Raw genomic sequence first — 25,403 nt, 5'->3', positions numbered from 1 at the left:
TACGACCTAAACCTTGGGGCTCTGCCCCAAACCCCGCACTCGCCGTGAGGCAGCGGCCGGGGATGATCAACCCCTCCCCAGCCCCTGCCTCAAGTGTACTTGGCTTACAGGATGTCAAGAGGCTTTCGCGGCATAAACGCAAGAGAAAAATACCTCTCTCGCATTTATTCCACGGTCCTCTTGACACCCTTCCAGCCATGACTTCATCTCCTCTCTTGAACGAACGAAAAACCACAAAACGAAGCATACAAGGGGTCGGGGGAGAGGGAAACGGTCATGACTTTCATGATCGGGGGTGCCTGGAAAGTCATGACCGTTAGGAAATCCAACGGCTCCCCGACTGCTTTCGGGTAGTTTGACATGGGGGAAATATTCCTGCCAACAGCGGGAGGTATTCCTCTGGTGAAGGGTGCGACCACACGACAGACTGCAAACATCAGTTCGGCAGGTATCGAGTCACCCCTATGCCTGCAAGGACGACTGACAACGCCAGCACCAGACATGGCATACGATGAGGAACTATGGATGATCGACGCACTGTTTGACCTTCTCGGCGCTTTCCATGAAAAGGGCGATTTCGTCCAGGCCGAACGGATGGCACACAGAATCATGCAGGCGATCCCTGACGACACGGTGTCGCTGCAGTTTCTCGGTCTGATCTATTACCGAAGCGGGCGCCGCGACGAGGCCATGCAGGCGTTCAACAGTGCGGCTCGACATTCACGGCATTGCTCTCGTGTCGACGGCAGTCTGCGTGCCTCGACACAGTGTCTGCGTGCGGCGTGCAGCCAGGGATCGGCACTGGCCGGCGCCTGGTACGAACTCGGGCTGGTGTTGTTGCGCCTGCGCAGATTCCGGCAATCGATGGACGCTTTGCAATCTGCGCTCTCCACACGCCCCGATTTTCCGGCAGCACAACGCGCGATCGAGCACATCAGACGTTTGCATTTCGCCAAGGACATGCATCGGCTCAAATCGCTGCCGCTGCCAGGAGAAACCTGGCGGCAAGCGAGACATCGCCTCCGTTGCTCGGCAAATCAGGAGTTGGTCTACGGAAATTGCGAACGCTGGCCTTCACGTTGTCGCTGCATGACGCGGGCTAGCACGGGCGGTCGTGTCCGCTGCCATGACTGCAGAAATCCAGAGTGTGCCAGTCCCCGCTGAAGGTCATGAATCCTGGGAATGGAGCTTCGCATGCGAGTCAATAAACTGCAGTCCGTAGAGCTTGAACAGCGAATCGAGGCATTCGTTTCGAGTGCGTGTGCGGGAGAGTTCGAGGCAATGCGGGCTGCGGTGGCCAGGGGATTCGATGTGAATGGTGCCGATCAGATTGGCGACACGATTCTCGAGCGCGTGATTGGCGGACTCGATTGCTGCCCGGAAGCGCCAAGGTACCGTGTGGTCCAGGAAATGTTGCGGCTTGGTGCCGATCCATGCCGTCGCAGCGGGGATGGTTCGAACCCGCTGTTCAGCGCGGTCCTGAAGATGGACACCGAGATGTTGCGCATCCTTCTCGATGCGGGTGCCGATCCGAATGCGATGTTGCGCATTATGCTCGGTGTTGGTGCTGATTTGCAGGCGTTGGCAAGTGAGTGTATGGAAGAGTCCCTGTACGACTGGGCCGATTTCGCTTACCGCCACGATGTCTGGAACAGCAAACTGCCCGAAGAGGCCAGAGCAGCGGATCGGGCCGATCAGGACGCCTGGCTTTGCTTCCTGGACCGCTTGGCGGTGAAGTATGGCAAACGGCGACCCGACCATCTGCGGCTGTTGCGCGAACGTGGAGCGTTGGCGATGTCCGAATTGCGCCAGCAAAGCGAGCGCTGCTCCGTGCCTGCGCCGCGAGGAGTACCCCCGATCAATTCTCCCATACGCCATACTTCCTGTGGATTCCCTGTCGGGCTTCGTTCCTCAGCCCAAGCGACTTCCACCGTACTCGCCGATGCCACCCCGCAGACATTACGACCTACGAAGAGGCTTGGCAATCCAACCCGCACATCACTTTGAATTACCCCCGGCCTGTCAGCCTGTCTTGAAGACTTGACATGGGTTCCGATGCGACCGTACATTCCACACGTTCGTTTGTAGATCCGTTCGAGCCTGCGGTCGACGACTGAGAAATGAACCTCTGATCGTTCTCGACCTCGATGCCCTCGTCCGGTGACTGCACGCTTGCCGAAAAATCAGGACGTTGTGCTAAGGATCCCGCAAACCAACTTGCTGTCTCCGATCTCGATCAGCAGCGCGGCTTCTGCTGGCGAGATTCCGCGCGCGGCATGGGCCCGCCTTTGTCCCCCCGGACATCCTTTCCTGAACGCCGATTTTCTGACGGTCATCGAGCGGCACGGGGCGGTGGCACGCGCCTGGGGATGGACACCTTGCCATCTCGTGGCGAGCGACGCAGGTGGCGCGATCGTCGGTCTGCTGCCGCTGTACGTCAAGACCCATTCGCATGGCGACTTCATCTACGATTGGTCGTGGGCGGCGGCTTACCGGCAACTCGGCCGCGAGTACTACCCGAAACTGATGAGCTGCGTGCCGCACACGCCGGTTGCCGGCCCGCGCTTGCTGGTCGCCGATGGGCCGGACGCCGCAGCCACCCGGCAGGCGCTGGTCGATGGCGCGCGGACGCTGGCCAGCCGCTCGGGTGCTTCTTCGTGGCATGTCGCGCTGCCAGGCGGCGACGAATCGAGCCTGCTGCAGGACGAAGGACTATTGATCAGCCATGATGTCCAGTTTCACTGGATCGACCCCGGCTGCGGTGATTTCGACGGTTATCTGGCGACTTTCAGTGCCGCCAAGCGCCGCAAGGTGAGGGCGGAACGGCGGCGCGTGGCGGAGAGTGGCCTGTCGATCGAGACCCGCCACGGCGATCAGATCGAGGCCGCCGAATGGCCACTGCTGCACGCGCTCTACGCCAGCACCTTCGAGAAATTCAACAATCACGCCGCTTTCTCGGCGGCCTGCTTCGCCGATCTGGCGGCGGCTCTGGGAAAACGGATGGTCGCCTTCATTGCCCGCGATGCCGGCGTGCCGGTCGCCATCGCGCTGTGTTTTCGCAGTGACGAAGCGCTCTACGGGCGTTACTGGGGAGGTTCCGGCCACTACCACAGCCTGCATTTCGAACTCTGTTTCTACCAGGGAATCGCCTATTGCCTGCGCGAGGGACTCCGGCGCTTCGAACCCGGTGCGGGTGGCGAACACAAGCTCGCGCGCGGCTTCACGCCGACCATCGTGCATTCGGCGCACTGGATCAGCGATGCGCGCATGCGGCAGCTGCTCGGCCGTCACCTGGCGCTGCAAAGTGAAGCGGTTGCCGAGTACCGTGACGAAGCGGCCGCGCACCTGCCTTTCCGGCGAGACCCTGCGCAGGAATGACGCAGCCGGGGCAGCTCCTTGCCTCTTGAACCGGCGAATCAAGGACCGGGATAGCTGCAGGCGATTTCCTTGCGTTCACCGTTGAGACGGCAGTGGCTGATCGTTTTCCCGTCGGCGTCGAGCAGCGTTCCTCCCCAGCCGCTATCGTCCAGTTCGAGCAGCAGGAAACTGTAGCGGTTGAGGAAGATGCCGCTGCTGGCGGTGACGCCATCGTAAAGTTTGCCGTCGGGCTGCGCCCTTTCCATGCCGCCGCTGCCGACCTTCCCTTCGTAGACAGGCGACTGGGGATCGAGCGCTTCGAGCTGGGTGCCGCTGGCGCCGATCACCACCTGCGCCGGCCGACCTGCCGGGTAGTGGGCCAGGTCGGCTGCGGGGGCAAAATTGATCGTCTGAAAAGCGTGCTGATGGCCGGCGAAGACGAACTGCAGGTTCGCCGGCAGCTTGCCGGCGAGGGCGGTCTGCAGCGCGTTGGGTGGTGATCCGGCGTCGAGCCCGTCGTACCAGATCGGCCGGTGCAGCAGCAGCCAGACCGGGGGCGCCTGCGGAAGCGCCGGCAGTGTCGTCAGCGCACGCAGCGTACGTGTAAAAATCTCGACCTCCTGCGGCGTGGCCGGGCGATAGTCTTCATGGCCGGCGTTGTCGGCGACGACCAGCGTCAGCTTGTCGCCGAGGTCGATGCGATAGGCGTCGGCGGTAAGATTGTTGGCCAGCACCGAGCGGCTGTCGGTCTTGAAGCGCTGGTCGGGGCAGGCCTGGTAAGGGAGCGGCGAAAGGAAACGCATCCAGCCTTCGCCGCCGCGGTCACAGCCCTCATGGTTGCCGCGCACCGTGACCCACGCTGCAGCCGCGAGCAGCGGGGTCGCCGGGGCGAAGAAGTCGGCATGCCAGCCGGCCCAGTCGTAACCGACGACGACGCCATTGTCCCGGAGTGGCGAGCAGAGCGCGGGCTGGTCGCAGTATTCGCGGTAATGATAGTCGCCGAGGTGAATCACCAGATCGGGTTGTGTGCGTGCCGCGGCGACTGCGATTCGCCGCCAGGGCCAGTCCGCGGAGCTGCTGCAGTCCTGGATCGGATCCCCTGGCGAATCGGCGGGGACCTTGACCCGGCAGCCGGTGTCGCCAATCACGACGATGCGCCGGGTATCGGTCCTGAGCATCGGCATGGCTTGTCCGTCGATGCTTGCCTGGCGCGCTGACCGGGGTAAATCGAGTTCGCACGAGAGCACTGCGAAGCCGGGTTCGAAAGCGGGGTTGTTGCGCGCCGGTGTATTCGGTGGCGTTGCCCTGGTGCGCGGCAGCAAGGGCAGGGTACGGCCATCGACGATTGCCGTCGGACAGGCGTCGGTAGCGGCGACGATGGCCCGCAGGCTGATGGTGTCCTGCGTACCGAGTTGCGTCCAGCGACTGATCGGCGCGCCTCCGCTGACCGGCCGGCCGGCACAGCCAGCCAGCAGGCTGACCACCGTAAGCAGCAGCAAGCCTGCACGGAGAAGGGATTTCCCTGATGACGGCTGGGGCAGGGCGGGCATCGCGGGCTCTCGTCCCAAGTCTGCAGCGATCGTCGATCAGAGATGCAGATAACCCGCCACCCCGACCAGCAGGCCAAGAGCGGTGGCACCATAAACGCCGAACAGCATCCAGCGCTTGCGCGTCAGCAGCGTGATCGCGGCCATCGCGATGGCAACCTGGAGCAGCGTGGTGGCCAGCGCCCAGCGCTCATGCACGTGCATTTCGAGTTCGCTTTTCTGGTCGGCCGCTTTGGCGACGGCTTCGAGCTTGTCGGCCTCGGCCTTGATCTCCTGTTTTTCTTTCTTGTAGCGCTCGACTTCCTGGACATATTTCTCGCGTGTTTCGCCACTCGTCAGGGTGATCGACAGCTCGGCGAGGTTCTGCTTGTTGCTCTTGGCCTGATAGTAGTTCCACTGATTCGAAGCCGAGGTTTTCTGGATCGCGGCCTCGTTCTTGTAGAGCAGGGCGGCATTCTGCGAGTGGCCGCCGAGATAGCCGAAAATGGCGCCGATCGTGGACAGCACGGCGGTGAGAACGGCGACGCGCGAGGTGAATTGATCACCGCCATGCTGTGCAACGTGCTCGACTTCGTGATCATGCGGGCCATGTACATGAAATCCGTGACCTGACATTGGTTTTCTCCTTGCTGCAGTTGGTGTTGGTGGTACTGTGGGGCCGCGAATTGTACACCAGGCCGGCATCGACTCAGATGGTGGGATGAAAGCCGTCGCCATTCTGCCTCAAGATGCGCATTCGCTGCTGGATTCTGCATGCTTCGCTGCTAGACTTCGTCATGGAACGCAGTCGCGCCCTGCCGCAAGCGGTGTCGATGCAGGAGACCAGGGCCGGGCAGGGGGCTGGATTCGTACAGGAATCGACGATCGAGGAGGGCAATCGGGATGTGGTTTCTCGGAGCAGTGCTGGGAGCGGTGGTGGCCGCCAAAATCTATTCCGAACTGTGGATCCTTGGTGCCCTGTTTGGCGGAATCATTGGCTGGATTTTGGGCAGCCGGGCGCGGCAAAGGAATGAGGACCATTTCAAGAGCATCGAAGAGCGCTTGCGCCGGCTCGAAGAGACGCTGCAGCATCTTGAACAGCGTTCGCTCTCGCCGGTATCACAGCCGGTATCACAGCCGGATTCGGGCAGGGCACCGCTACCCGAGCGAAAGGATTGTGCGAAGCCCGCGGCGCTGGAGCACTCGCCCGAGACCGCTCACATCCTTGCCACCGATCTTGAGCCGGCGGTCGCTGCGGCAATCGTTGCGGAGCCGGCAGAGATACCGCCGCCTCCCCCGGCGCAGCGCGAAGAAGCAGCGTCACCCGCCTGGGAGTGGCTGCTGCGTGGCAACCTGATGGCGCGTGCCGGCATCGTCATCCTTTTCTTCGGCTTCGCCTTTCTGCTGAAATACAGCTACCAGCACATCCAGATGCCGATCGAACTGCGGCTGGCAGCGGTGGCGCTCGGGGCGGTACTGCTGCTGGTCATCGGCTGGCGGTTGCGGCTCGCTCGGGAAGCTTATGGTCTGGCTCTGCAAGGTGGCGGCGTCGGCCTGCTCTACCTGACCATCTTCAGCGCGCTGCGCTTGTACGGGTTGCTTCCCGCTGCTCCGGCCTTTGCCCTGCTGCTGGCGGTGGTCGCACTCTCGGCGCTGCTGGCGGTGCTGCAGGATTCTCTGGCGCTGGCGATGCTCGGGGCAGCGGGGGGGTTTCTGGCGCCGATTCTGACCTCGACCGGCGAGGGGAGTCATGTCGCCCTGTTCAGCTACTACGCCGTGCTCAACGTGGGCATTCTGGCGATCGCCTGGTTCAAGGCCTGGCGCCTGCTCAACCTGCTGGGTTTCGTGTTTACCTTCGGCATCGCGACGCTGTGGGGGAGTCTCCACTACCGGCCGGATCTGTATGCGTCCACCGAACCCTTCCTGCTGTTGTTCTTCCTGATCTACGTGGCGATCGCGGTGCTGTTTGCGCGACGCGCCGCCGGGCCGGTCGAGAGACACCTGGACACCACCCTGGTCTTCGGCGTGCCCCTGATCAGTTTCGGACTGCAGGTCGGCCTGGTGCGCGAATTCACCTACGGATCGGCCTGGAGTGCGCTCGTGCTGGGTGCTTTCTACCTGCTGCTGGCGAGCACCTTGTGGTCACGCCGCGGCGAGGGCCAACGCCTGCTGGTCGAGGCGTTTCTTGCCCTGGGCGTGGTTTTTGCGACGCTGGCCATTCCCTTGGCCTTCGATGGGCGCTGGACCTCTGCGGCATGGGCAATCGAGGGCGCGGCGATCGTCTGGGTCGGCGTGCGGCAGCAGCGGCTGCTGGCGCGGCTATTCGGCATGCTCTTGCAGTTGCTTGCCGGTTTCTTCTATGTTCAGGACAAGGGTGTACCGGCGGGCGATTGGCCGGTGCTCAACAGTGTCTACCTGGGCGCCCTGCTGCTGGCGCTGGCTGGCCTGTTCTGCGCATGGCTGTTGCAGCGGCATCGGCAGGAACTGCACCCGGCCGAGCGCCGGCTGCAAGACCTGCTATTTGTCTGGGGCATCCTGTGGTGGGCCGGCGGCGGTCTGCACGAGATCGATCGCCATCTGCGCAACTCTCTGCAGGGCAACGCGGCGCTGGTGTTTTTCACGGTCTCGAGCCTGCTTTTCAGCAGGCTCGAGCGCTGCCTGAGCTGGCCGCAGGCGCGCTACCCGGCACTCGCCTTGCTGCCGCTGATGGTCTTGCTGGCGCTGCGGATGACCTTCCATGCTGCGCATCCTGGCGCGCATTTCGGCTACCTCGTCTGGCCACTGGCTCTCGCCGCCCATCTCCTGCTGCTGCACCGTCACGCGGCTGCCGGCGACGCTTGCCTGAAGTGGCTGCACGCCGCCGGCCTGTGGCTGCTGGCGGCGATCGCTGCCTGGGAACTGGCCTGGGCAATCGACTGGTGGGTGGCGGGGCGAGCCGCCTGGCCGCTGATCGCCTGGGCGCTGGTCCCCGGATCGCTACTCGCCCTGCTGGCGCTGCGCGGCGAGCGCCTGCCCTGGCCGGTGGCGGCGCAGCTCGAAACCTATCTGGTCGCGGGCGGTGCACCGCTGGCGATATTCCTGGCCTCCTGGTTTGTTTTCGGCAATGTCGTCTCGGACGGAAATCCCTGGCCGCTGCCTTATCTGCCGCTGCTGAATCCTCTCGATCTGGCGCAGGCCGGCGCGCTGCTGGTGCTCTGTAGCTGGTTCGTCGAAGTCCGCCGACTTGGGCTACGGCCGCTCGTGACGGTGCCGCTGAACATCGCCTGGAGTGTGCTGGCGGCGGCGCTCTTCCTGTGGACGAATGCGGTGTTGCTGCGCACGCTGCACCACTGGGCCGGGGTGCCGCTGTACCTCCCGGCGATGCTGCGCTCGGATCTGGTGCAGGCCTCGCTGTCGCTGTTCTGGACGCTGCTCGCGCTGGCGACGATGGTGCTCGCCACCCGGCGTGTCTGGCGCCCCTTGTGGTTGGCTGGAGCGGGTTTGATGACCGTGGTGGTAGTCAAGCTGCTTCTCGTGGACCTGTCGAATGCGGGGACCATCGAGCGGATCGTTTCATTCCTCGGCGTCGGCGGGCTGATGCTGGTGATCGCTTATCTGGCGCCAGTACCGCCCAGACAGGAAAGGAGTCAGGCATCATGAGAATCGTTCTCGCGTGGCTGTTGTGCCTGCTCAACGGCGTGGCGATTGCCGAAACGCCGGAAGACTTCGCTTTCGGGGTGCCGCTCGAAACCCGTGGTGCGGAGGCGCTTTTTCAGGTCGAACTGCCACAGGCGGTGTACGAGGGCGTGCTGCGTGCCGATCTTGGCGACCTGCGCGTGTTCAATGCCAGCGGTGAAGCAGTGCCGCACGCGTTCCTGCCGCAACCGGCGACTTCGCGAGAAAAGCAGCAGCCGTTGCGGCTGACCTTCTTCGCCCTGCGTGGCGACGCCGTTGTTGGTGTCGACGCGCTCGAAATCCGGATCGATCGCAGTTCGGGCCGGGCCGTGCTCACCATGAACGGCCGGCCGCCGCTACGCACTGCCACGCTGCTCGGCTACCTGATCGATGCAACGGCAATCGAGCAGCCGCTGCAGGCGCTGGCGCTGGAATTGCCGCGCTCGGTGGACAATGTCGTGACGCGGGTGCGCGTCGATGCCAGCGATGACCTGGCGCGATGGAGCACGCTGGTGGCGGACGCGCCGGTGCTGCGTCTCGAGGCCGGTGGCCAGCGACTGGAGCAACTGCTGGTGGAGTTCCCGCCGTGCCAGGCGAAGTTCTTTCGCCTGTCCTGGCCGAGCGCTGCGCCCGCCCTGCAGCTCGCTGGTCTCGCTGGCGAGCCGGGCGAAACGGTGGTCGAGGCACCGCGGCAATGGAAACAGGTGGCCGGCAGCGCAGTCCAGGAGCACTCCGGGGAATACGTCTTCGACCTTGGCGGACGTTTTCCGGTAGACCGCCTGCGTTTGGTCCTGCCACAGGCCAACAGCGTCGCTTCGGTCGAAGTCCTGGCACGCACCCGCGCCAGCGATCCCTGGCGGCGAATCACGGCGAATACCGTTTATCGGCTGGGCGTGGCCGGTCAGGAGGTGGTGAATCCGGATCTCCCGATTGCGCCAGTGAGCGATCGCTACTGGCTGCTGCGGGTCGATCCGCGCGGTGGTGGCCTCGGTGCCGGTGCGCCTGCTCTGGCAGCCGGCTGGCTGCCGCAGCGTCTGGTCTTTGCCGCGCGCGGGGCGCTACCGTTTCAGCTCGCCTACGGCAGCAGTACCGCTGCCCCAGCCGTCTACCCGATCGCAACGCTGGTCCCCGGATACCGCGCCGAGGACGACAGCAAGGCACGTCCTTTTCCGATCGGCCATGCGAGCACCGGCAGCGCCCGGACGCTGGCCGGCGAGCGTGCGACTCGTACCCCGATCGACTGGAAGCGCTGGACCTTGTGGGGAAGCCTGCTGCTCGGCGTGGGGCTGTTGGGGTGGATGGCGCTGCGGCTCAGCCGGCAAATGTTCCGGGCGCAGCCGGAGCAGTCGCGCGCAGGGCAGGGCGACCGCTGATCGAAGCCGACGCGCCGTGGGCGCGGGCTCTCCGACAGCTCCAGGCCTAGGCTCGTACGCCTCCGATACGATCATTTTCCTGCAATTTCAGACCGTTGCGCAGTTCTGATCGGTTTGGCGAGGAATCGCCCTGGGCAGCGCGCGACCGCTTGAGCTGCAGGTGTCCGTCCGTGTGCAAGGCCAGCAGGGCGAAGTCGAAGCGATCGGGCTGCGCGCAGAGAGCGAGATCGCCGATTGGCAGGTTGGGGTTGCTATCCGCCTGAAAGCGGCGGCCGAAATCGGAGTTGCGTACGCGTTTGGCATACAGTTCCGGGTCGGGATCCTCGCCGTGCAGCAGTGCATCGAGATAATCCGCGCAGGCGATATCCTCATCGCCGTCGCGATCGACCCATTCGCCGGTGATCACGAAGCACACTTCCTCCGGCTGCAACTCCAGCAGTGCTTTCGCCGTGGCACGGCCGAGAACCAGGCTGCCGGCGAACAGCGAGCGCGCGTGACGAAAACGGCTGAGACCGCGCACCCCTGCGGCGGTGGTCTGAATCAGTGGCCGGCCGGTCAGGTCGGCGCCTTGCAGGGCCAATGGCGAATTGCCGAAATCGAACCCAGGGATCGGGTCACCGCCGCCAATGGCGCCGGTGGTGGCAGCGTCCGGCAAGCGCCGCAGCAGGCGGAATGCTCCGGCAATCGTTTCCACCGGGTAAATGCTGCTGACGCCGGCGGCGAAAGCGTAGGCGGCCGTGGTGAAGGAACGCAGCACGTCGATCACCACCACGGCATCAGTGGGTTCTTGCGCCGGATCAAGGCGATTCAGGAAGACGCGGCGGGTACGCATGATGGCGTGCACATCCTTGGGTCAGGGGTGAGTCGAATGCAGCTCGGTTTGTCCTCGCCGGGATACGGCGGGAAATCAGCAGAGATGAATTCCACCTGCGCTCGCATTGGCAGTCCTTGAGGCAATGATCAGGGCCAGCGGATCGCAGCTCCTGTTTCCGAGCGGGAGTCCTACTCGGCTTTCTTCCAGCTCTTGTCCGGGTTGAAGCGGCTCATTCGGAGCGCTGCAGTCTCGGTGGTCTTGCCCAGGTTTTTCTGGAAAACCGTACCGTCATGGTTGACGATGAAGGTCATCACCCCGGAGATCCCGTATTTTGCGGGATAGGCAATGACCGCAAAGCCGCCGATCAATTGATCATTGAGCAGATAGTCGTAGGCGCCGCCCGGTGCATCCTTGCCCTGCGCGGTCAGCATCCGGTAACGATAGCCATGATACGCCGTCGGCTGCCCGTTGCCTGCTTTCCTGACGTAGCCTTCGCGCGTCGCTGCGCCAACCAGAGGCCCCAGCGGACTTGGCTGCTCGTTTGCCTCGACCGGCCAGAAAAGGCCATCACGCTTGCCCTCGCTGGAGACAAAACGCCTGGCGTAATCGTTTGATCCGTTGCCGTCCAGGTCATCGACAGCATATTCACGTTGCGCATCGACGATCGCCAACAGCGTCTGGATCGTATTCAGTTCGTTCCGACCGATACGTCGGTTGATGATTTCTTCGCGTCCGGCCGCTGCATCGAAAACCCAGCGATCCCTCTGGCGCAGCAGAGGCGCCGGGAAGGGCCAGTTGTCTTCGCCAACCAAAACCACTGCCCGGCCATCGGATACCAGGCTGATACTGTTTTTACGATCATAAGCAGCGAGGAATTTCGCCCAGTCCTGTCGGTCGGCAACCGCGTCACCGCTCGCCAGCCAGCTTCGTGATGCCGGACCGAGCACTGCCAGCAGCGCGTTCACGTCCTCGGCGCGCACGGCTTCAGCCAGCGCCCTGGCGGCATCTTCCGGCTTGGCAAAGCTTTGCTGAGCAAGCTTCTGCATCGCCGGTACGGGCGGTGCAGCGTTGATCACGGGAGACGTCGCCAGCAGCAGCGCGACGGCGAGCGCTTGCATCATGTTCTTGAAGTTCATCGTATTCTTCTCCGCAGAAAGTGGTGGACAGGACTGCTCAGCGACCACGGCCGCCGCCGCCACGGAAGCCACCACCACCGCCGCCGCCACGGAAGCCACCACCATCACCGCCGCGATGTCCGCCGCTGCTGGAGAAGCCTGCATGAGCACCCCCCATGTCTGCCCTGCTGGTGCTGCCGCGCTCGCTGGCCGCACGCGTCGAAGCGCCATTGCCAACCCCGGAGAAGCCCCCGCCGTCGCCTGCACGCTCGTGCATCCCGGCGCCACGCTGTTGCGCGCCACCTTCGAAGCGGTCACGCGTCGAGGCGGCAGCACCCCGATCAGCGCCCGGCCGGCGGTCGCTCAACTCGCCTCGATCCAGCCCGCGGTTCTCTGGCCGTCCAGCGCCCGCTTCACCGCGAGCACCCAGATCCTCGCGCGATTTGCGATCAGCCTGCCCGACGCGTTCGTTCAACTGGCCACGATCCATGCCCTGGAGCTCCGCGCGCCCGGCGTCGGCGCGGCCACGAAAATTCTCGCGCGCCTGTGCCGCCTGCGCATTGCCGCCACGATTGTACTGACGGGCGACGTTTTGATCACGGTAGGCGACACCCCGGCGGTGATCGACATTGTGACTCCAGCGGTTGCTGCTGATACTGGTGCGGTTGAAGGAATTGTAGCGATTGACGTTGATATCGACGTTGCCGCGGCCCCAGGCCCAGTTGCAACTGCCCCAGATCGCCGCGCCGACCACTACGCCGGTGGCGAAAGCGAGACCAGGCGGGTAGACGTAGGCCGGCGGATACACGTAATACGGCGGTGCGGGATACCACCAGCTGCCATACACGACGGTCGGGTTATAGCTGGGCACATACACCACCTCGGGCTGTGGCGATTCGATCACGTAGATTGTCTGGCTGCCCTGTGTCTCGGTTTTGACCACCTGCTTTTCCGTGGTCTTGAGATGACCGGTCGTGTCGGCCCTGGCACGCAGGCCCTGCACGGTGTCCATCACGTCCTGTTGCTGCGCCAGGAAAGCGTCACCGAGCTTCTGCATCCAGTCGAGATTGTCGCTCATCTGTTGCACCACCTGTGGCACCGCTGTCAGCGATTTGACCGCCGGATCCCAGGATTGCCTGGCCATCGCCGTCTCCAGTGCCGCCCCGCTGACCTTGGGATTGGCCTTCACCCAGCGTGCCGCCTCGACTACTTCGAGGGGATAGGTGGACGCCATCAGAACCTGCGCCAGCAGGGGATCCGGATAGAGCGCAATCGGCGCGAGAAGCCGATCCAGGTCTTGCTGAGAGAAAGTCTTTGCCGTCGGATTTCCTGCGGTCGCCCCTGGCGACAGGGTGGATTGGGACTGCTGCGCCAGCGCCGGCGACAAGGCGAGCATCAGTGCCATGACGAGCGCACAGGATTGGGAAGGTGTGGATTCCATCAAGCGTCCTCAGGCGTGAAAATTCACGAAAAGATTCAAAGCCAGGAAAACCCCCATTCTCCAGGATCAGGTGAACGCCTGGCAATCGATGCGTGAGCATAAGCGCAGACCGCGGTGCCTGGCAAGTTCTGGTTTGGTGTTTTGTAGAGAACAAGTAATCTGTCCGGTTTGTCTTGGTCTGAAGGAGAGTCTCGCTGGTGGGTGGTGTTCTCGAGAAATGCTGTGCTGTACACGCACTTGTCTTTGGGTCATGTGGCACAATATAAGGATTGTTCAAGGTCCACCACCTGGTTTGCTCATCGTCAGACGAACAACTATCAATACACTGGAACCCCGATGACATCTGACATGCCCCACAAGCATTTCATTCCCTACTCGCCGCAACCGGGCGAGGAGTTCATGAACAGCGACCAGCTGGCTCATTTTCGTGGCATCCTCGAAGCCCTCAAGCGGCAGCTGATGGAGGACATCGAGCGCACGGTGCATACCATGAAGGATGAAGCGACGGTTTTCGCTGATCCCAATGACCGCGCGAGCCAGGAAACCGACATCGCTATCGAACTGCGCAACCGTGACCGCGAACGCAAGCTGATCAAGAAGATCGAGGAGACCATCGACCGGATTGACAGCGGCGATTACGGCTACTGTGCCGCTTGCGGTGTCGAGATCGGCATCAAGCGTCTGGAAGCGCGACCGACGGCGACACTGTGCATCGACTGCAAGACGCTCGAAGAAGTGCGCGAAAAGCAGATCGCCAAGTAGTCGATGCCGGCAGGCGAGAGCAGGGCGATGCACGCACAGACGGTCGATCTGCAGTGCGTGTGACAAAAAAGGACGCCGCGGCGTCCTTTAGTACTCTGTCGATCAGCGGCGGTTATGACTGTGCGGCGGCAGCGCCACCCTCTTCGGCGCTGAGGGCTTTCATGGACAGCCGTACCCGACCCTTCTCGTCGGCTTCCAGAACCTTGACGCGTACCTTCTGTCCTTCCTTGAGATAATCGGCCACGGCGTTGACGCGTTCGTTGGCAATCTGCGAGATGTGCAGGAGACCATCGCGACCGGGCAGGATGCTGACGATGGCGCCGAAGTCCAGCAGCTTCAGTACCGTTCCGTCATAGACCTTGCCGACTTCGACGTCAGCGGTAATGGCCTCGATACGGGCCTTGGCGGCGTCGGCGGTGTCAGCGCTGACCGAAGCGATGGTGATCGTGCCGTCATCCTTGATGTCGATCGTCGTGCCGGTTTCCTCGGTGATGGCGCGGATCACGGCACCTCCCTTGCCGATCACGTCGCGGATTTTCTCGGGGTTGATCTTCATCATGTACAGGCGCGGCGCGTAGCTCGATACCTCCTCACGGTGTCCGGACATCGACTCCTGCATCTGTTTCAGGATGTGCAAGCGGGCTTCGCCGGCCTGGGCCAGCGCAACCTGCATGATTTCCTTGGTGATTCCCTGGATCTTGATGTCCATCTGCAGCGCGGTGACTCCTGACTCGGTGCCGGCGACCTTGAAGTCCATGTCGCCGAGGTGATCCTCATCACCGAGGATGTCGGTCAGCACAGCGAAGCGATTGCCTTCCTTGATCAAACCCATGGCGATTCCGGCCACGTGTGCCTTGAGCGGCACGCCGGCATCCATCAACGCCAGCGATGCCCCGCAGACACTGGCCATCGAGCTGGAACCGTTCGATTCGGTGATCTCGGAGACGACGCGAATGGTGTACGAGAACTCTTCGGGTGAAGGCAGGACGCCAAGCAGGGCGCGCTTGGCCAGCCGGCCATGTCCGATCTCGCGACGCTTCGGCGTTCCGACGCGGCCGCATTCCCCCGTGGCGTAGGGCGGGAAGTTGTAATGCAGCATGAAGCGCTCGCGGTACTCGCCGGAGAGCGCATCGATGATCTGTTCGTCACGACCGGTGCCGAGCGTCGCCACGACCAGCGCCTGCGTTTCGCCACGGGTGAACAGAGACGAACCATGCGCCCGCGGCAGCACGCCCGAGCGCATCGCCAGCGGCCGGACGGTGCGCGTATCGCGGCCGTCGATGCGCGGCTCGCCGGCGAGGATGCGGCCGCGGACGATCCGGGCTTCGGCAGCGGAGACCATGTTGCGGACGGCGTTGGCGTCCGGGGCGTCGTCGCCGGCGGTCAGGGCTTCGACCGCGTAGGCGGTGATTTCCTTGATCCGCTGGCTGCGCAACTGCTTGCTGGTAATCCGGTAAGCTTCCTGCAGTTCGCCGTCAACCAGTGCATCGAGCTTGCCATGCACGGCTTCGTTTCTGGCTGCCGGCGCCCAGTCCCATTCCGGTTTGCCAGCCTCATCGGCGAGTTCGTTGATGGCGTCGATCGCCGCCTGCATTTCCTGGTGTCCATAGACCACGGCACCGAGCATGACTTCCTCGGAGAGTTCCCTGGCTTCCGACTCGACCATCAGCACCGCCGCCTGCGTTCCGGCGACGACCAGATTGAGCATGCTCGATGCGAGTTGTGTGGCACTGGGATTGAGCACATACTGACCGTCGATGTAAGCGACGCGAGCAGCGCCAATCGGCCCGTCGAAGGGGATGCCGGAGATCGCCAGGGCGGCAGAGGCGCCGATGATGGCCGGAATGTCGGGATCGATTTCCGGGTTCAGCGACATCACCATCGCGACGATCTGGACCTCGTGGTAGAAGCCTTCGGGGAAGAGCGGGCGCAGCGGCCGGTCGATGAGTCGCGAGGTCAGGGTTTCCTTCTCCGAAGGGCGGCCCTCTCGCTTGAAAAAGCCGCCGGGAATACGGCCCGCAGCATACGTTTTTTCGATGTAATCGACGGTCAGCGGAAAGAAATCCTGACCGGGTTTGGCCATCTTGTTGCCGACCACGCTCACCAGCACGACCGTGTCGTCCATCGACACCAGTACGGCGCCGCCGGCCTGGCGAGCGATTTCGCCGGTTTCCAGGGTGACCTGATGGGCGCCGTAGGCGAAGCTTTTCTTGACGATATTAAACATTGTTCCCTTTCTCAATAGTCTGGCGCGTGCCTGCCCACGACTCCGGCAGGCGACCGAAGCGCCCATTTGCCAAACCGCAACAGCAGAAACAGCGGCGCAGCCCGCGAGGGGCTGGCCGCTGACAGATCTTCGAGTTGCCTGCAGCTCCGACCGCAGTGCGAGTCGGCGAGCAGGTTTATTTGCGCAGGCCGAGACGCTGGATCAGGCTGCGGTACGAATCGACGTTGGTGCGCTTCAGATAGTCCAGCAACTTGCGGCGACGGCTGACCATGCGCAATAGACCGCGCCGCGAGTGATTGTCCTTCTTGTGCTCCTTGAAATGGCCGGTCAGGTCATTGATGCGTGCGGTCAGCAGCGCCACCTGGACTTCGGAAGACCCGGTGTCGCCGGCGGTACGCTGGTAATCGGTCATGATTTGCGCTTTTTGTGCCACATGGATCGCCATGTCAAACTCTCTTTCTGGAAAACGGCGCAGCCCCGGTTTGATAGAGCCAACGCCTGATGGATGAAGGTCTTATTCGCTTGGCGAAGCGAGGCCGGGATTGTAACCGCTGGGAAGGGGAGGCGGCAAGGAACAAGCAGGATTACAGGATTACCACCAGCAGCCTGCTGGCAGAGTGACCGACGATTGCGTATCCTGTTTCGGAATCCCTCGTCGAATCTCTCCGGAACCCGCACCCTGCCGCTCAGACCATGAAATCAGCCGCCGTCGCCCCCGTCTTTGCCAACCTGCAACCCACAGCCGTCTGGGGTCATTTCGCCATGCTTTGCCGTATTCCTCGCCGCTCGAAAGAGGAGGGGCCATTGCGCGACGAGATCCGGCAATGGGCGGTCGCCCGAGGACTGGCCGCGCACGTCGACGCTGCCGGCAATCTCCTGATTCGCAAGGCGGCCAGCCAGGGCAGGGAAGGGGCACCCGGCGTGGTTCTGCAGGCGCATCTGGACATGGTCTGCGAGAAGAACACCGGGTCAGAGCACGACTTTTGCCGTGATCCGATCCGGGCGGTTGCTCGCGATGGCTGGCTGATCGCTGAGGACACTACCCTTGGCGCCGACAACGGGATCGGGGTGGCGCTGATCCTTGCTGTTCTGGAGGCCAGGGATCTGGTCCATGGGCCACTCGAAGCCTTGCTGACCGTCGACGAGGAAGCCGGCATGAGCGGCGCGCGCGGTCTGGCCGGCGGCGTACTGCAGGGCCGCCTGATGCTCAACCTCGATACCGAAGAATGGGGCGAGTTTTACCTTGGCTGCGCGGGAGGACTCGACGTCAACGTTCGCAGGGATGGGCAGGCAGAACCGCTGCCGCCCGAATGCACGTGCTGGCGAATCAATCTGCACGGGCTGCGCGGTGGTCATTCCGGCGTCGATATCCACGCCGAGCGGGGAAACGCCATCAAGCTCCTGGTGCGCGTCCTGCGTGATCTGGAGAGTCGTTTGCCGCTCTGCGTCGCGGCGCTGACCGGCGGCACTGCCCGCAATGCCCTGCCCAGGGAGGCTTCGGCCATCGTGGCCTTGCCCGTTCAACAGGCCGATGCCCTTGCCGCCAGTCTGGCTTCGTGGGAGTCAGTGCTGCGCCAGGAACTGCTCGACGTCGATCCGGGCGTGCGCATCCGTTTCGCTGCCACCGCCGCCGAACGAGTCATGTCCGCTGACGATCAGGCAGTCTGGCTGGCGTCGCTGCATGCCGCGCCGCATGGCGTACGGCGCATGAGCCGGAGAATTCCCGGCGTGGTCGAGACATCGAACAACCTCGGCATGGCAGCGCTCAGCCCCGACGGCGGCGCGTGCAATTTCCTGGTCCGCTCACTCATCGAGAGCGGCAGCGCCGCGCTGGCCGACGAGATTGCCAGTCTTTTTGCCTTGTCCGGCATCGCCGCCGAGAAGTCTGGCCACTATCCGGGCTGGGCGCCGAATCCTGCTTCGCCGCTGCTGGCGCTCTGCCAGTCGGTGTACCGGCGGGAGTTCGCCAGCGAATCGACGCTGCAGGTCATCCACGCCGGCCTCGAGTGCGGCATCCTCGCCGCCAGCTACCCGGACCTGGACATCGTCTCGTTCGGGCCCACGATACGCGGCGCGCACGCACCGGGAGAGCGTGTCGAGATCGTTTCGGTGGGGCATGCCTGGCATCTGTTGACGGCAATTCTGGCCGCCATCGCTTCGGCAGATAGCCAAGGACTGTGCTTGCCAACGGTCATGACGGTTACGGGCGCTTCAATCGCCTGACCGGCCGGCTCCGGGAGACACTGCGCGCATCACCTCGTCCCACCACCGCTGCGATGGATCGAATGGCCACGAATTGTGGTCAGCGCCAGGAAAGATGTGCAGGATCTTGCGACCGGACAAGGCATCGAACAGCCGGTGTCCGAAGCGTGCCGGAATCACCTGGTCTTCTGTGGCCAGAAGAACGGCGGCAGGACCGGGAAAATCCTGCAGATTCGCGACCGTATCGTAACGATCACGCAGCATCCAGCGAACCGGCAGGTAGGGATAGTGGTGACTTGCGACGTCAGCGAGCGAATCCCACGGGGTCATCAACACGATCCCGTCGACCAGGCCGGGATTTCCCGCCAGTGCTGCACCGAGAACGCCGGCACCCAGCGATTCTCCCCATCCGATGAGCGGACCGGGAAAGTCCTCGCGAGCCGCTCGCAGCGTCGCCACGGCGTCAGCCACCAGACTGGCCTCGCCGAGGCTTCCGGGCTTGCCCGCGTAGCCGGGGTATTCGGCGAGAATCACCCGAAAACCCAGCGGCACCAGGGCCTCCGTGAACATGTCACGGTGCAGCGCGGTGCCGGCATTGCCATGGAACACGACGACGGTTGCGCGTGCAGACCGGCCCTCGGGCTGTCGCAGGTAAGCGTGCAGTGACTCGGGGCGCCACGGCCGAAGATTGCCGTCACGAACGAGCATGGCAAGCTCATCCGGAGCCAGGGTCAAGGGAAAATAGAGCAGCCGCTCCTGAAAGGCGAAGACGAGCCCGCAGAAGATCGCATAGGCCACCACGAGCGCGACGAGAATGTTCAGCAATTTGACGGGTTGCCTGTTGGTCATCTGTGCAGCATAGCGCAGAGAGACCGGAATGGAAATCCAACGGCATCGCCGTACCACCGGGTGTGATGCAAGCGGACGGATCGCCGACGCCCGCATCCCTCGGGCAGCGGCCGGGCGCAAGCGATCAGGGCCGTTATAATCGTGCCTCCGGCACACCGGCCTCACGAACCCGACCATCCACTCCCTGTCAAGGCGCCTGTGAACTCGAGCCTGCTGCTTGCGGCCATCCCTGCTACCGCCTTTGCCGCTTTTTCCCTGCCGCTGCTGTTGCAGCGCTACGGGCGAGCCAGCGCGGCTCTGGCTGCCGCGGCGGTGATGGCGGCGTGTCTGGCCTTGCTGCTGCCGCTGCTGCCGGCGGCGCTGGCCGGTCACACGCAACTCGCCCACCTGGCGTGGCTGCCCGCCTATGGACTCGATCTCCACCTGCGTCTCGACGGTCTCGGGCTGCTGTTCTGCCTGCTGATTCTTGGCATCGGCCTGCTGGTGGTGCTCTACGCGGCCTGGTACCTGCCAAAGAGCGATCGTCTCGGGCGTTTCTACTCGATCCTGCTGCTGTTCATGGCGGCGATGCTCGGCGTCGTTCTTTCGGAAAACCTGCTCCTGCTGCTGATCTTCTGGGAGATCACCAGCCTGTCGTCGTTCCTGCTCGTCGCCTATCACAGCGACCAGTACGAGGCGCGTATCGGCGCGCGCATGGCCCTGGCGGTCACCGGCGCTGGCGGTCTGGCGCTGCTTGCCGGCATTCTGCTGCTCGGCGGGATCGCCGGCAGTTTTGATCTGTCGGTGATCCTCGCCGCCGGCGAACGCATCCGCGCACACGCGCTCTACGCCCCGACGCTGATCCTGATCCTGCTCGGGGCGTTTACCAAGTCGGCACAGTTTCCCTTCCATTTCTGGCTGCCGAACGCGATGACGGCGCCGACGCCGGTCTCGGCCTATCTGCATTCGGCGACGATGGTCAAGGCCGGGGTTTTCCTGCTCGCCCGCCTGTATCCGGCGCTCGGCGGCAGCGAACTGTGGTTCTGGCTGGTCGGCGGCAGCGGTGCGCTGACCCTCGTCTACGCCGCAGCCATGGCGCTGTTTCGCAACGACATCAAGGGACTGCTGGCGTACTCGACGATCAGCCAGCTCGGTCTGATCACGCTGCTGTTCGGTCTCGACACGCCGCTGTCGGTGGTCGCCGCTCTCTTCCATATCATCAACCACGCAATCTTCAAGGCTTCGCTGTTCATGGCCGCCGGCGTCATCGACCACGAGTGCGGGACGCGCGACATGCGCCGCGTCAATGGCATGTTCCGGGTGATGCCGATCACCGCCACCCTGGCGATCCTCGCCGCCGGATCGATGGCCGGCGTACCGCTGCTGAACGGTTTCCTGAGCAAGGAGATGTTTTTCGCCGAAACCGTCAGTGCCCCGCAGTTTGCCACGCTCGGCTGGGCGCTGCCGCTGTTTGCCACGCTCGCCGGCATGCTCGCCGTCGCCTACTCGTCGCGCTTTGTGCACGACGTTTTCTTCAATGGCGAAGCGATCGATCTGCCGCGCCAGCCGCACGAACCACCGCGCTGGATGCGCGCACCGATCGAGCTGCTGGTGCTGCTGTGTCTGCTGGTCGGCCTGTTTCCGGGCTGGACGGTCGGTCCCTGGCTCGCTGCCGCGGCACTGTCCACGCTGCAGGGACCGCTTCCCGAATTTGAACTGGCACTGTGGCACGGCTTCAATCAACCTGTGTTGATGAGCCTGCTGGCGCTGGCCGGCGGGGTCATCGTCTATGCGTTGCGCGCGCCGCTATTCGCCTGGCAGGCACAGTTGCCGCCGATGCACGCGCGCACCGCTTTCGAGCGCTGCTATCGCCAGCTCGCGAGCAGCGCACGACAGATTCTGGCGATGCTCGACAATGCTTCATTGCAGCGCTACAACGCGCTGCTCTTGAGCTTCGTCGTGCTGCTCGGCGGCTGGGCCTATTTCTCGGGGCCGGCCTCCGGGATCCGGCTACCCGGTCAGCCGGCCGACGAAGCCGCCGTCGCTGCCTTGCTGACGCTGCTGCTCGGGACACTGGGGGCGACGCTGCTGTATCGACAGCGGCTGCTGGCGCTGCTCCTGGTCAGCGTCGTCGGACTGGTGGTGGCGCTGACTTTCCTGCGCTTTTCGGCGCCTGACCTGGCCCTGACCCAGTTCGCCGTCGAAACCGGGACGATCATCCTGATGCTGCTGGTGCTCTACTATCTGCCGCCGCAGAGCGCGCCGAAGAGCAGTGCCCGCCGGCTGTCCCGCGACCTCCTGCTGGCGCTGCTCGCCGGCGGTGGTCTCGGGCTGATCACCCTGCAGATGCTCGCGGCCCCGTTCGAGACCATCTCGGGCTTCTATCTGCAGCAATCGCTTCCCGGCGGGGGCGGCGCCAACGTCGTCAATGTCATCCTGGTCGATTTTCGTGGTTTTGATACCTTGGGCGAAATCACCGTGCTGGCGATGGTCGCGCTCGCCTCGCATGCGCTGCTCGACCGTCTGGTCCTGATCGCGCCGGCACAGGACGGCGATGGACGACGCTGGAGCGAGGAAGCGCATCCACTCTTTCTGGCGATGTTGATGCGCCCGCTGCTTCCTCTGGCGCTGACCGTATCGGTCTACCTCTTGCTGCGCGGACACCATCAGCCCGGTGGTGGTTTCGTCGCCGGGCTGGTCAGCAGTGTCGCCTTGATCATGCAGTATCTCGGCAACGGCATCGCTTTTGCGCAGCCGCGCCTGCCACACCATCCCGCCAGGCTGCTGGCGCTGGGCCTGCTGCTGGCGGCCGGCATCGGGGTGGCGAGCTGGCCTTTTGCGCGACCCTTCCTGACCAGCGCGCACGGCCACTTGCAGCTACCGCTGCTCGGCGACGTCGAGCTGGCTTCGGCGATGGTTTTCGACCTCGGCGTGTATATCGTCGTGGTCACCGTCGTCCTGACCGTACTCTCGGGAATTGGCGGACTCTCGCTACGCGCCCGCAGTTCACGGGAGAAGAGCTGATGGAAGCGCTGCTGGCGATTGCCGTCGGGGTGCTGACCGCCTGCGGTGTCTTCCTCATCCTGCGCGCACGCACTTTCCCGGTGTTGCTCGGCCTGACGCTGCTCTCCTACGCGGTCAACCTGTTTCTTTTTGCCAGCGGCCGCCTGCGACTCGACGCACCGCCGCTGCTCCGGGCCGGCGCCAGCTACACCGACCCCCTGCCGCAGGCGCTGGTGCTCACCGCCATCGTCATCGGTTTCGGCATGACCGCCTATCTGGCGATGCTCGCCCTGCGCGGCCTGGCCGAGTCGGGGTCCGATCATGTCGACGCAGGAAAAGAGCAGTGATCACGCACGCGCCGATCCTGCCGATCCTGATCCCATTTGCCGCCGCCCTGTTGCAGTTGCTTGGCGATCGACTGCCGTTCCAGCGCGTAGTCGGGGGGTTGGCGACGGCCCTGCTGGTGCTGCTCACGGCCTGGCTGGCGCTGCTCGCCGACGACGGGCAATTGCGGGTGTACGCGCTCGGTGACTGGCCGGCACCCTTCGGCATCGTGCTGGTCGTCGATCGACTGGCAGCGGCGATGACGCTGCTGACCGCCGTGCTGGGTTTCGTTTCGCTGCTCTACGCCAGTGCCGGATTCGACCAGCGCGGCAGGCATTTTCATCCCCTGTTTCAGCTACAGTTGCTGGGCCTGCTCGGCGCCTTCCTGACCGGCGACCTGTTCAATCTCTTCGTTTTTTTCGAAGTCATGCTGCTCGCCTCCTACACGCTGCTGGCGCACGCTGGCGGACTCGAGCGAACGCGCGCAGGGATCACCTATGTCGTACTCAACCTGCTTGGCTCGGCGCTTTTTCTGATTGCCCTGGGACTGCTCTACGGCACGCTGGGTACGCTCAACCTGGCCGATCTGGCATATCGACTGACGCTGCCAGGGCACGATCAGGCGCTGGCCCGGCTGGCGTTTGCCCTGCTGATCGCCGTTTTCTTGCTGAAAGCCGGGCTGTTGCCGCTGTCGTTCTGGCTGCCGCACGCCTATAGCGCCGCCGGCGCGCCGGTCGCCGCACTCTTTGCGATCATGACCAAGGTCGGCATCGTCGCCATCCTGCGCGTACAGGTGATCGCCCTGGCGCCGACGATGCCCGACCTGCTCGATCACTGGCTGACGGCGCTGGCGCTTGCCACGGTCGTCTTTGCGGCCCTCGGCACACTGGTGGCGGTGCGTCTGCGGGCGCTCGCCGCCTGGCTGGTCCTGCTCTCGGCCGGCGCTCTGCTGGTCACGCCGGCACAGGCGAGTGCAGAGGTCAGCGCGGCAGCCATCTACTACCTGGTGCAATCGACCCTGGCCGGCGCCGCTTTCTTCCTGCTCGCCGGCGTCATTGCCGAGCAGCGCGGCAGTGCCGCCGACCACTTCACGACCCGAGGAGCATCGCCAGCCAGTTGGCTGAAAGTGGCTTTCCTGGTCGCGGCGACGACGGCTGCCGGTTTGCCGCCTTTCTCCGGCTTCGTCGGCAAGCTGATGCTGCTGACGACGCTACGCGCAGTCGCCGCCGGCCCGGCTATCTGGGTCGTCCTGCTGTGTGCCGGCTTCGTGGTCATGATCGCCCTGGCGCGCGACGGCTGCCATCTGATCTGGAAAAACCGGGCAGCAGCAGCCGGGCAGGCAGCAACCGAGGCCATCGCCTGGCAGAAAGTGAGCGCCACCCTGCTACTCGTCGCCGCGGGTCCGCTGCTGGCCGTGCTGGCACGCCCGCTCGCCGACTACGGCGAGCGCGCAGCCGCACAACTGCATGCGCCCGGCGCCTACGTCGCTGGCGTTCTCGGGCCCAGGCCGGCGAAAACCCCTGCTGAGGCCATGCCATGATCGGCAGGATCCTGCCGCGGCCGCTGCTGTCGTTGACGGTCTTGCTGCTGTGGGTGGTGATCAGCAGTTCCGTCACGCCTGGCCTGCTGTTGCTCGGCAGTGTGCTGGCCGTCGCCGTGCCGCTACTGACGCGATCCTTCTGGCCGAACCCGCCACGTCTCGTCCGGCCCTGGCAGGCGCTGCGTTTTCTCGGTATCTTTGCCGCCGACATCGTCACTGCCAACTGGCGTGTGGCGCGTCAGGTGATCGGTCCGCTGCAGCGGCTGTCGCCAGCCTTCATTGAAGTGCCGCTGGATCTGCGCGACCCGTTTGTCGCCACGCTGCTCGCCAGCGTCGTCTCGCTGACGCCGGGAACGGTTGCCATCGACCTGGATCAGCAGCGCTGGATTCTGCTCGTACATGCCCTCGATGCACCCGATCCGCAGGCGCTGGCGCGCGCGATCAAGAAGCGTTACGAGCGACCACTGCGGGAGATTTTTGCATGTTGACCGCTGCCATCGAGATTGCCTTCGTCCTGATCGGCGCCGCACAGGTGCTCAACCTCTATCGACTCGTGCGCGGGCCGGACACCACCGACCGCATCCTGGCGCTCGATACCGTGGGAATCAACGCCATCGCACTGATCGTGCTGTTCGGGATTCACACGGCGACGACCGCGTATTTCGAGGTGGCACTGCTGCTCGCGCTGCTGGGCTTCGTCGGCACCGTCGCACTGTGCAAATTCCTGCTGCGGGGAGACCTCATCGAATGAATGCGGCGACCGAAGGGCTGCTTGCCGGACTGATCATTCTCGGAGCACTGTTCGTCCTGCTCGGATCGATCGGTCTGGCGCGCCTGCCGGACTTCCTGACCCGTCTGCATGGCCCGACCAAGGCGACGACCCTCGGCGTCGGCGCGCTGCTGCTCGCTTCGGCGATCTTCTTTTCGACCCGGGAAAGCACCGGCATCAGCCTGCACGAACTGGCGATCCTGCTTTTCCTGTTCATCACCGCGCCGGTGACTGCGCATCTGCTGGCCAAGGCGGCGCTGCATCGCCAGTCCAGTACCGAACAGCGAACAAGGATGCGTCGCGAAACGAACAAGAAATCATGAGCATCGGGTGAAATGGCAGAAATGGCAGGTTTTGCAGGGGCGGCCGTCCTGCCAATGTTAGAATGACACGTTTCAGTTTACTGATTTGCGCGCCAGCGGACCACGCAAGGCACTCGCCGGCCAACCAATCAATCTCATCAGGAGT

Annotated in this window: 21 protein-coding genes; 13 read left to right on the top strand and 8 right to left on the bottom strand. The window is 63.9% G+C overall.

The features are described from left to right. The first annotated feature begins 525 nt into the window (after nucleotides 1-525). The 3 genes from V5B59_RS07940 to V5B59_RS07930 all read left to right on the top strand — a co-directional run bounded on the left by V5B59_RS07940 (nucleotide 526) and on the right by V5B59_RS07930 (nucleotide 3,378). Complete coding sequence (locus V5B59_RS07940; protein WP_169070527.1) at nucleotides 526-1,164, top strand: tetratricopeptide repeat protein; 639 nt, start codon at nucleotides 526-528, stop codon at nucleotides 1,162-1,164. A gap of 30 nt (nucleotides 1,165-1,194) precedes the next feature. Beyond that, nucleotides 1,195-2,007: an ankyrin repeat domain-containing protein gene (locus V5B59_RS07935; protein ID WP_332351753.1), complete on the top strand. Its 813-nt coding sequence runs from the start codon at nucleotides 1,195-1,197 to the stop codon at nucleotides 2,005-2,007. A 210-nt stretch (nucleotides 2,008-2,217) separates the two neighbouring features. Next, entirely contained in the window at nucleotides 2,218-3,378 is a 1,161-nt protein-coding gene (locus V5B59_RS07930) for a GNAT family N-acetyltransferase (RefSeq protein ID WP_288131489.1), read from the top strand. A 38-nt stretch (nucleotides 3,379-3,416) separates the two neighbouring features. Here the strand turns inward: V5B59_RS07930 and V5B59_RS07925 are convergent, their stop codons facing one another. Further along, nucleotides 3,417-4,907: a metallophosphoesterase gene (locus tag V5B59_RS07925; RefSeq protein ID WP_169070525.1), complete on the bottom strand. Its 1,491-nt coding sequence runs from the start codon at nucleotides 4,905-4,907 to the stop codon at nucleotides 3,417-3,419. Nucleotides 4,908-4,943: 36 nt separating this feature from the next. Beyond that, nucleotides 4,944-5,519 (bottom strand): DUF4337 domain-containing protein, encoded by a 576-nt coding sequence (locus V5B59_RS07920; protein WP_169070524.1) that lies wholly within the window; start codon nucleotides 5,517-5,519, stop codon nucleotides 4,944-4,946. 267 nt (nucleotides 5,520-5,786) lie between these two features. Between V5B59_RS07920 and V5B59_RS07915 the strand changes: the two genes are divergently transcribed. Continuing rightward, a complete protein-coding gene (locus V5B59_RS07915) occupies nucleotides 5,787-8,522 on the top strand; it encodes a DUF2339 domain-containing protein (protein ID WP_169070523.1) in 2,736 nt (911 codons plus the stop codon). Beyond that, nucleotides 8,519-9,910, top strand: a complete 1,392-nt coding sequence (locus V5B59_RS07910) for a DUF3999 domain-containing protein (RefSeq protein WP_169070522.1) — start codon at nucleotides 8,519-8,521, stop codon at nucleotides 9,908-9,910. The genes V5B59_RS07915 and V5B59_RS07910 overlap by 4 nt, the downstream gene beginning before the upstream one ends. 46 nt (nucleotides 9,911-9,956) lie before the next feature. Here V5B59_RS07910 and V5B59_RS07905 read toward each other — a convergent pair whose 3' ends face one another. The 3 genes from V5B59_RS07905 to V5B59_RS07895 all read right to left on the bottom strand — a co-directional run bounded on the left by V5B59_RS07905 (nucleotide 9,957) and on the right by V5B59_RS07895 (nucleotide 13,280). After that, complete coding sequence (locus V5B59_RS07905) at nucleotides 9,957-10,742, bottom strand: 2-phosphosulfolactate phosphatase (RefSeq protein ID WP_034911333.1); 786 nt, start codon at nucleotides 10,740-10,742, stop codon at nucleotides 9,957-9,959. Between the two features lie 170 nt (nucleotides 10,743-10,912). Then, the gene (locus V5B59_RS07900; RefSeq protein WP_169070521.1) at nucleotides 10,913-11,860 is read right to left on the bottom strand and encodes a DUF2950 domain-containing protein; all 948 of its coding nucleotides are present in this window, start codon (nucleotides 11,858-11,860) and stop codon (nucleotides 10,913-10,915) included. 37 nt (nucleotides 11,861-11,897) lie between these two features. After that, nucleotides 11,898-13,280: a DUF3300 domain-containing protein gene (locus V5B59_RS07895; RefSeq protein ID WP_169070520.1), complete on the bottom strand. Its 1,383-nt coding sequence runs from the start codon at nucleotides 13,278-13,280 to the stop codon at nucleotides 11,898-11,900. A gap of 336 nt (nucleotides 13,281-13,616) precedes the next feature. Between V5B59_RS07895 and dksA the strand changes: the two genes are divergently transcribed. After that, nucleotides 13,617-14,042, top strand: a complete 426-nt coding sequence (gene dksA / locus V5B59_RS07890) for an RNA polymerase-binding protein DksA (protein ID WP_034911337.1) — start codon at nucleotides 13,617-13,619, stop codon at nucleotides 14,040-14,042. A gap of 112 nt (nucleotides 14,043-14,154) precedes the next feature. Here dksA and pnp read toward each other — a convergent pair whose 3' ends face one another. Together pnp and rpsO are read right to left on the bottom strand one after the other, a co-directional pair. Further along, complete coding sequence (pnp, locus tag V5B59_RS07885; protein ID WP_169070519.1) at nucleotides 14,155-16,269, bottom strand: polyribonucleotide nucleotidyltransferase; 2,115 nt, start codon at nucleotides 16,267-16,269, stop codon at nucleotides 14,155-14,157. 175 nt (nucleotides 16,270-16,444) lie between these two features. Next, complete coding sequence (gene rpsO, locus V5B59_RS07880; protein ID WP_169070518.1) at nucleotides 16,445-16,714, bottom strand: 30S ribosomal protein S15; 270 nt, start codon at nucleotides 16,712-16,714, stop codon at nucleotides 16,445-16,447. A 248-nt stretch (nucleotides 16,715-16,962) separates the two neighbouring features. Here rpsO and V5B59_RS07875 point away from each other — a divergent pair, with 248 nt between their 5' ends. Then, complete coding sequence (locus V5B59_RS07875) at nucleotides 16,963-18,492, top strand: aminoacyl-histidine dipeptidase (protein WP_169070517.1); 1,530 nt, start codon at nucleotides 16,963-16,965, stop codon at nucleotides 18,490-18,492. On the opposite strand, the gene V5B59_RS07870 is transcribed toward V5B59_RS07875, so the two are convergent. Next, nucleotides 18,481-19,320 (bottom strand): alpha/beta hydrolase, encoded by an 840-nt coding sequence (locus V5B59_RS07870; RefSeq protein ID WP_169070516.1) that lies wholly within the window; start codon nucleotides 19,318-19,320, stop codon nucleotides 18,481-18,483. The two genes, V5B59_RS07875 and V5B59_RS07870, sit on opposite strands and share 12 nt — an antisense overlap. A gap of 210 nt (nucleotides 19,321-19,530) precedes the next feature. On the opposite strand from V5B59_RS07870, the gene V5B59_RS07865 reads away from it, so the two are divergent. The 6 genes from V5B59_RS07865 to V5B59_RS07840 are packed head-to-tail and all read left to right on the top strand — an operon-like array spanning nucleotide 19,531 to nucleotide 25,258. Then, entirely contained in the window at nucleotides 19,531-22,323 is a 2,793-nt protein-coding gene (locus V5B59_RS07865; protein ID WP_372703642.1) for a monovalent cation/H+ antiporter subunit A, read from the top strand. Next, on the top strand, nucleotides 22,323-22,649 hold the full coding sequence (locus tag V5B59_RS07860; RefSeq protein WP_034919543.1) for a Na+/H+ antiporter subunit C: 327 nt from the start codon (nucleotides 22,323-22,325) through the stop codon (nucleotides 22,647-22,649). The genes V5B59_RS07865 and V5B59_RS07860 overlap by 1 nt, the downstream gene beginning before the upstream one ends. Next, on the top strand, nucleotides 22,646-24,166 hold the full coding sequence (locus tag V5B59_RS07855) for a monovalent cation/H+ antiporter subunit D (protein ID WP_169070515.1): 1,521 nt from the start codon (nucleotides 22,646-22,648) through the stop codon (nucleotides 24,164-24,166). Before V5B59_RS07860 ends, V5B59_RS07855 begins: the two co-directional genes overlap by 4 nt. After that, the gene (locus V5B59_RS07850; protein ID WP_169070514.1) at nucleotides 24,163-24,654 is read left to right on the top strand and encodes a Na+/H+ antiporter subunit E; all 492 of its coding nucleotides are present in this window, start codon (nucleotides 24,163-24,165) and stop codon (nucleotides 24,652-24,654) included. The genes V5B59_RS07855 and V5B59_RS07850 overlap by 4 nt, the downstream gene beginning before the upstream one ends. Next, nucleotides 24,648-24,917, top strand: coding sequence for a K+/H+ antiporter subunit F (locus V5B59_RS07845; RefSeq protein WP_034919535.1), 270 nt, complete (start codon nucleotides 24,648-24,650; stop codon nucleotides 24,915-24,917). Before V5B59_RS07850 ends, V5B59_RS07845 begins: the two co-directional genes overlap by 7 nt. After that, nucleotides 24,914-25,258: a Na+/H+ antiporter subunit G gene (locus V5B59_RS07840; protein ID WP_034919533.1), complete on the top strand. Its 345-nt coding sequence runs from the start codon at nucleotides 24,914-24,916 to the stop codon at nucleotides 25,256-25,258. Before V5B59_RS07845 ends, V5B59_RS07840 begins: the two co-directional genes overlap by 4 nt. Nucleotides 25,259-25,403: the final 145 nt, after the last annotated feature.

This window comes from Candidatus Accumulibacter contiguus (assembly GCF_036625285.1).
Classification (GTDB): domain Bacteria; phylum Pseudomonadota; class Gammaproteobacteria; order Burkholderiales; family Rhodocyclaceae; genus Accumulibacter; species Accumulibacter contiguus.
Note: the sequence above shows the minus strand (reverse complement) of the source record. Positions and strands in the feature narration are given on the sequence as shown.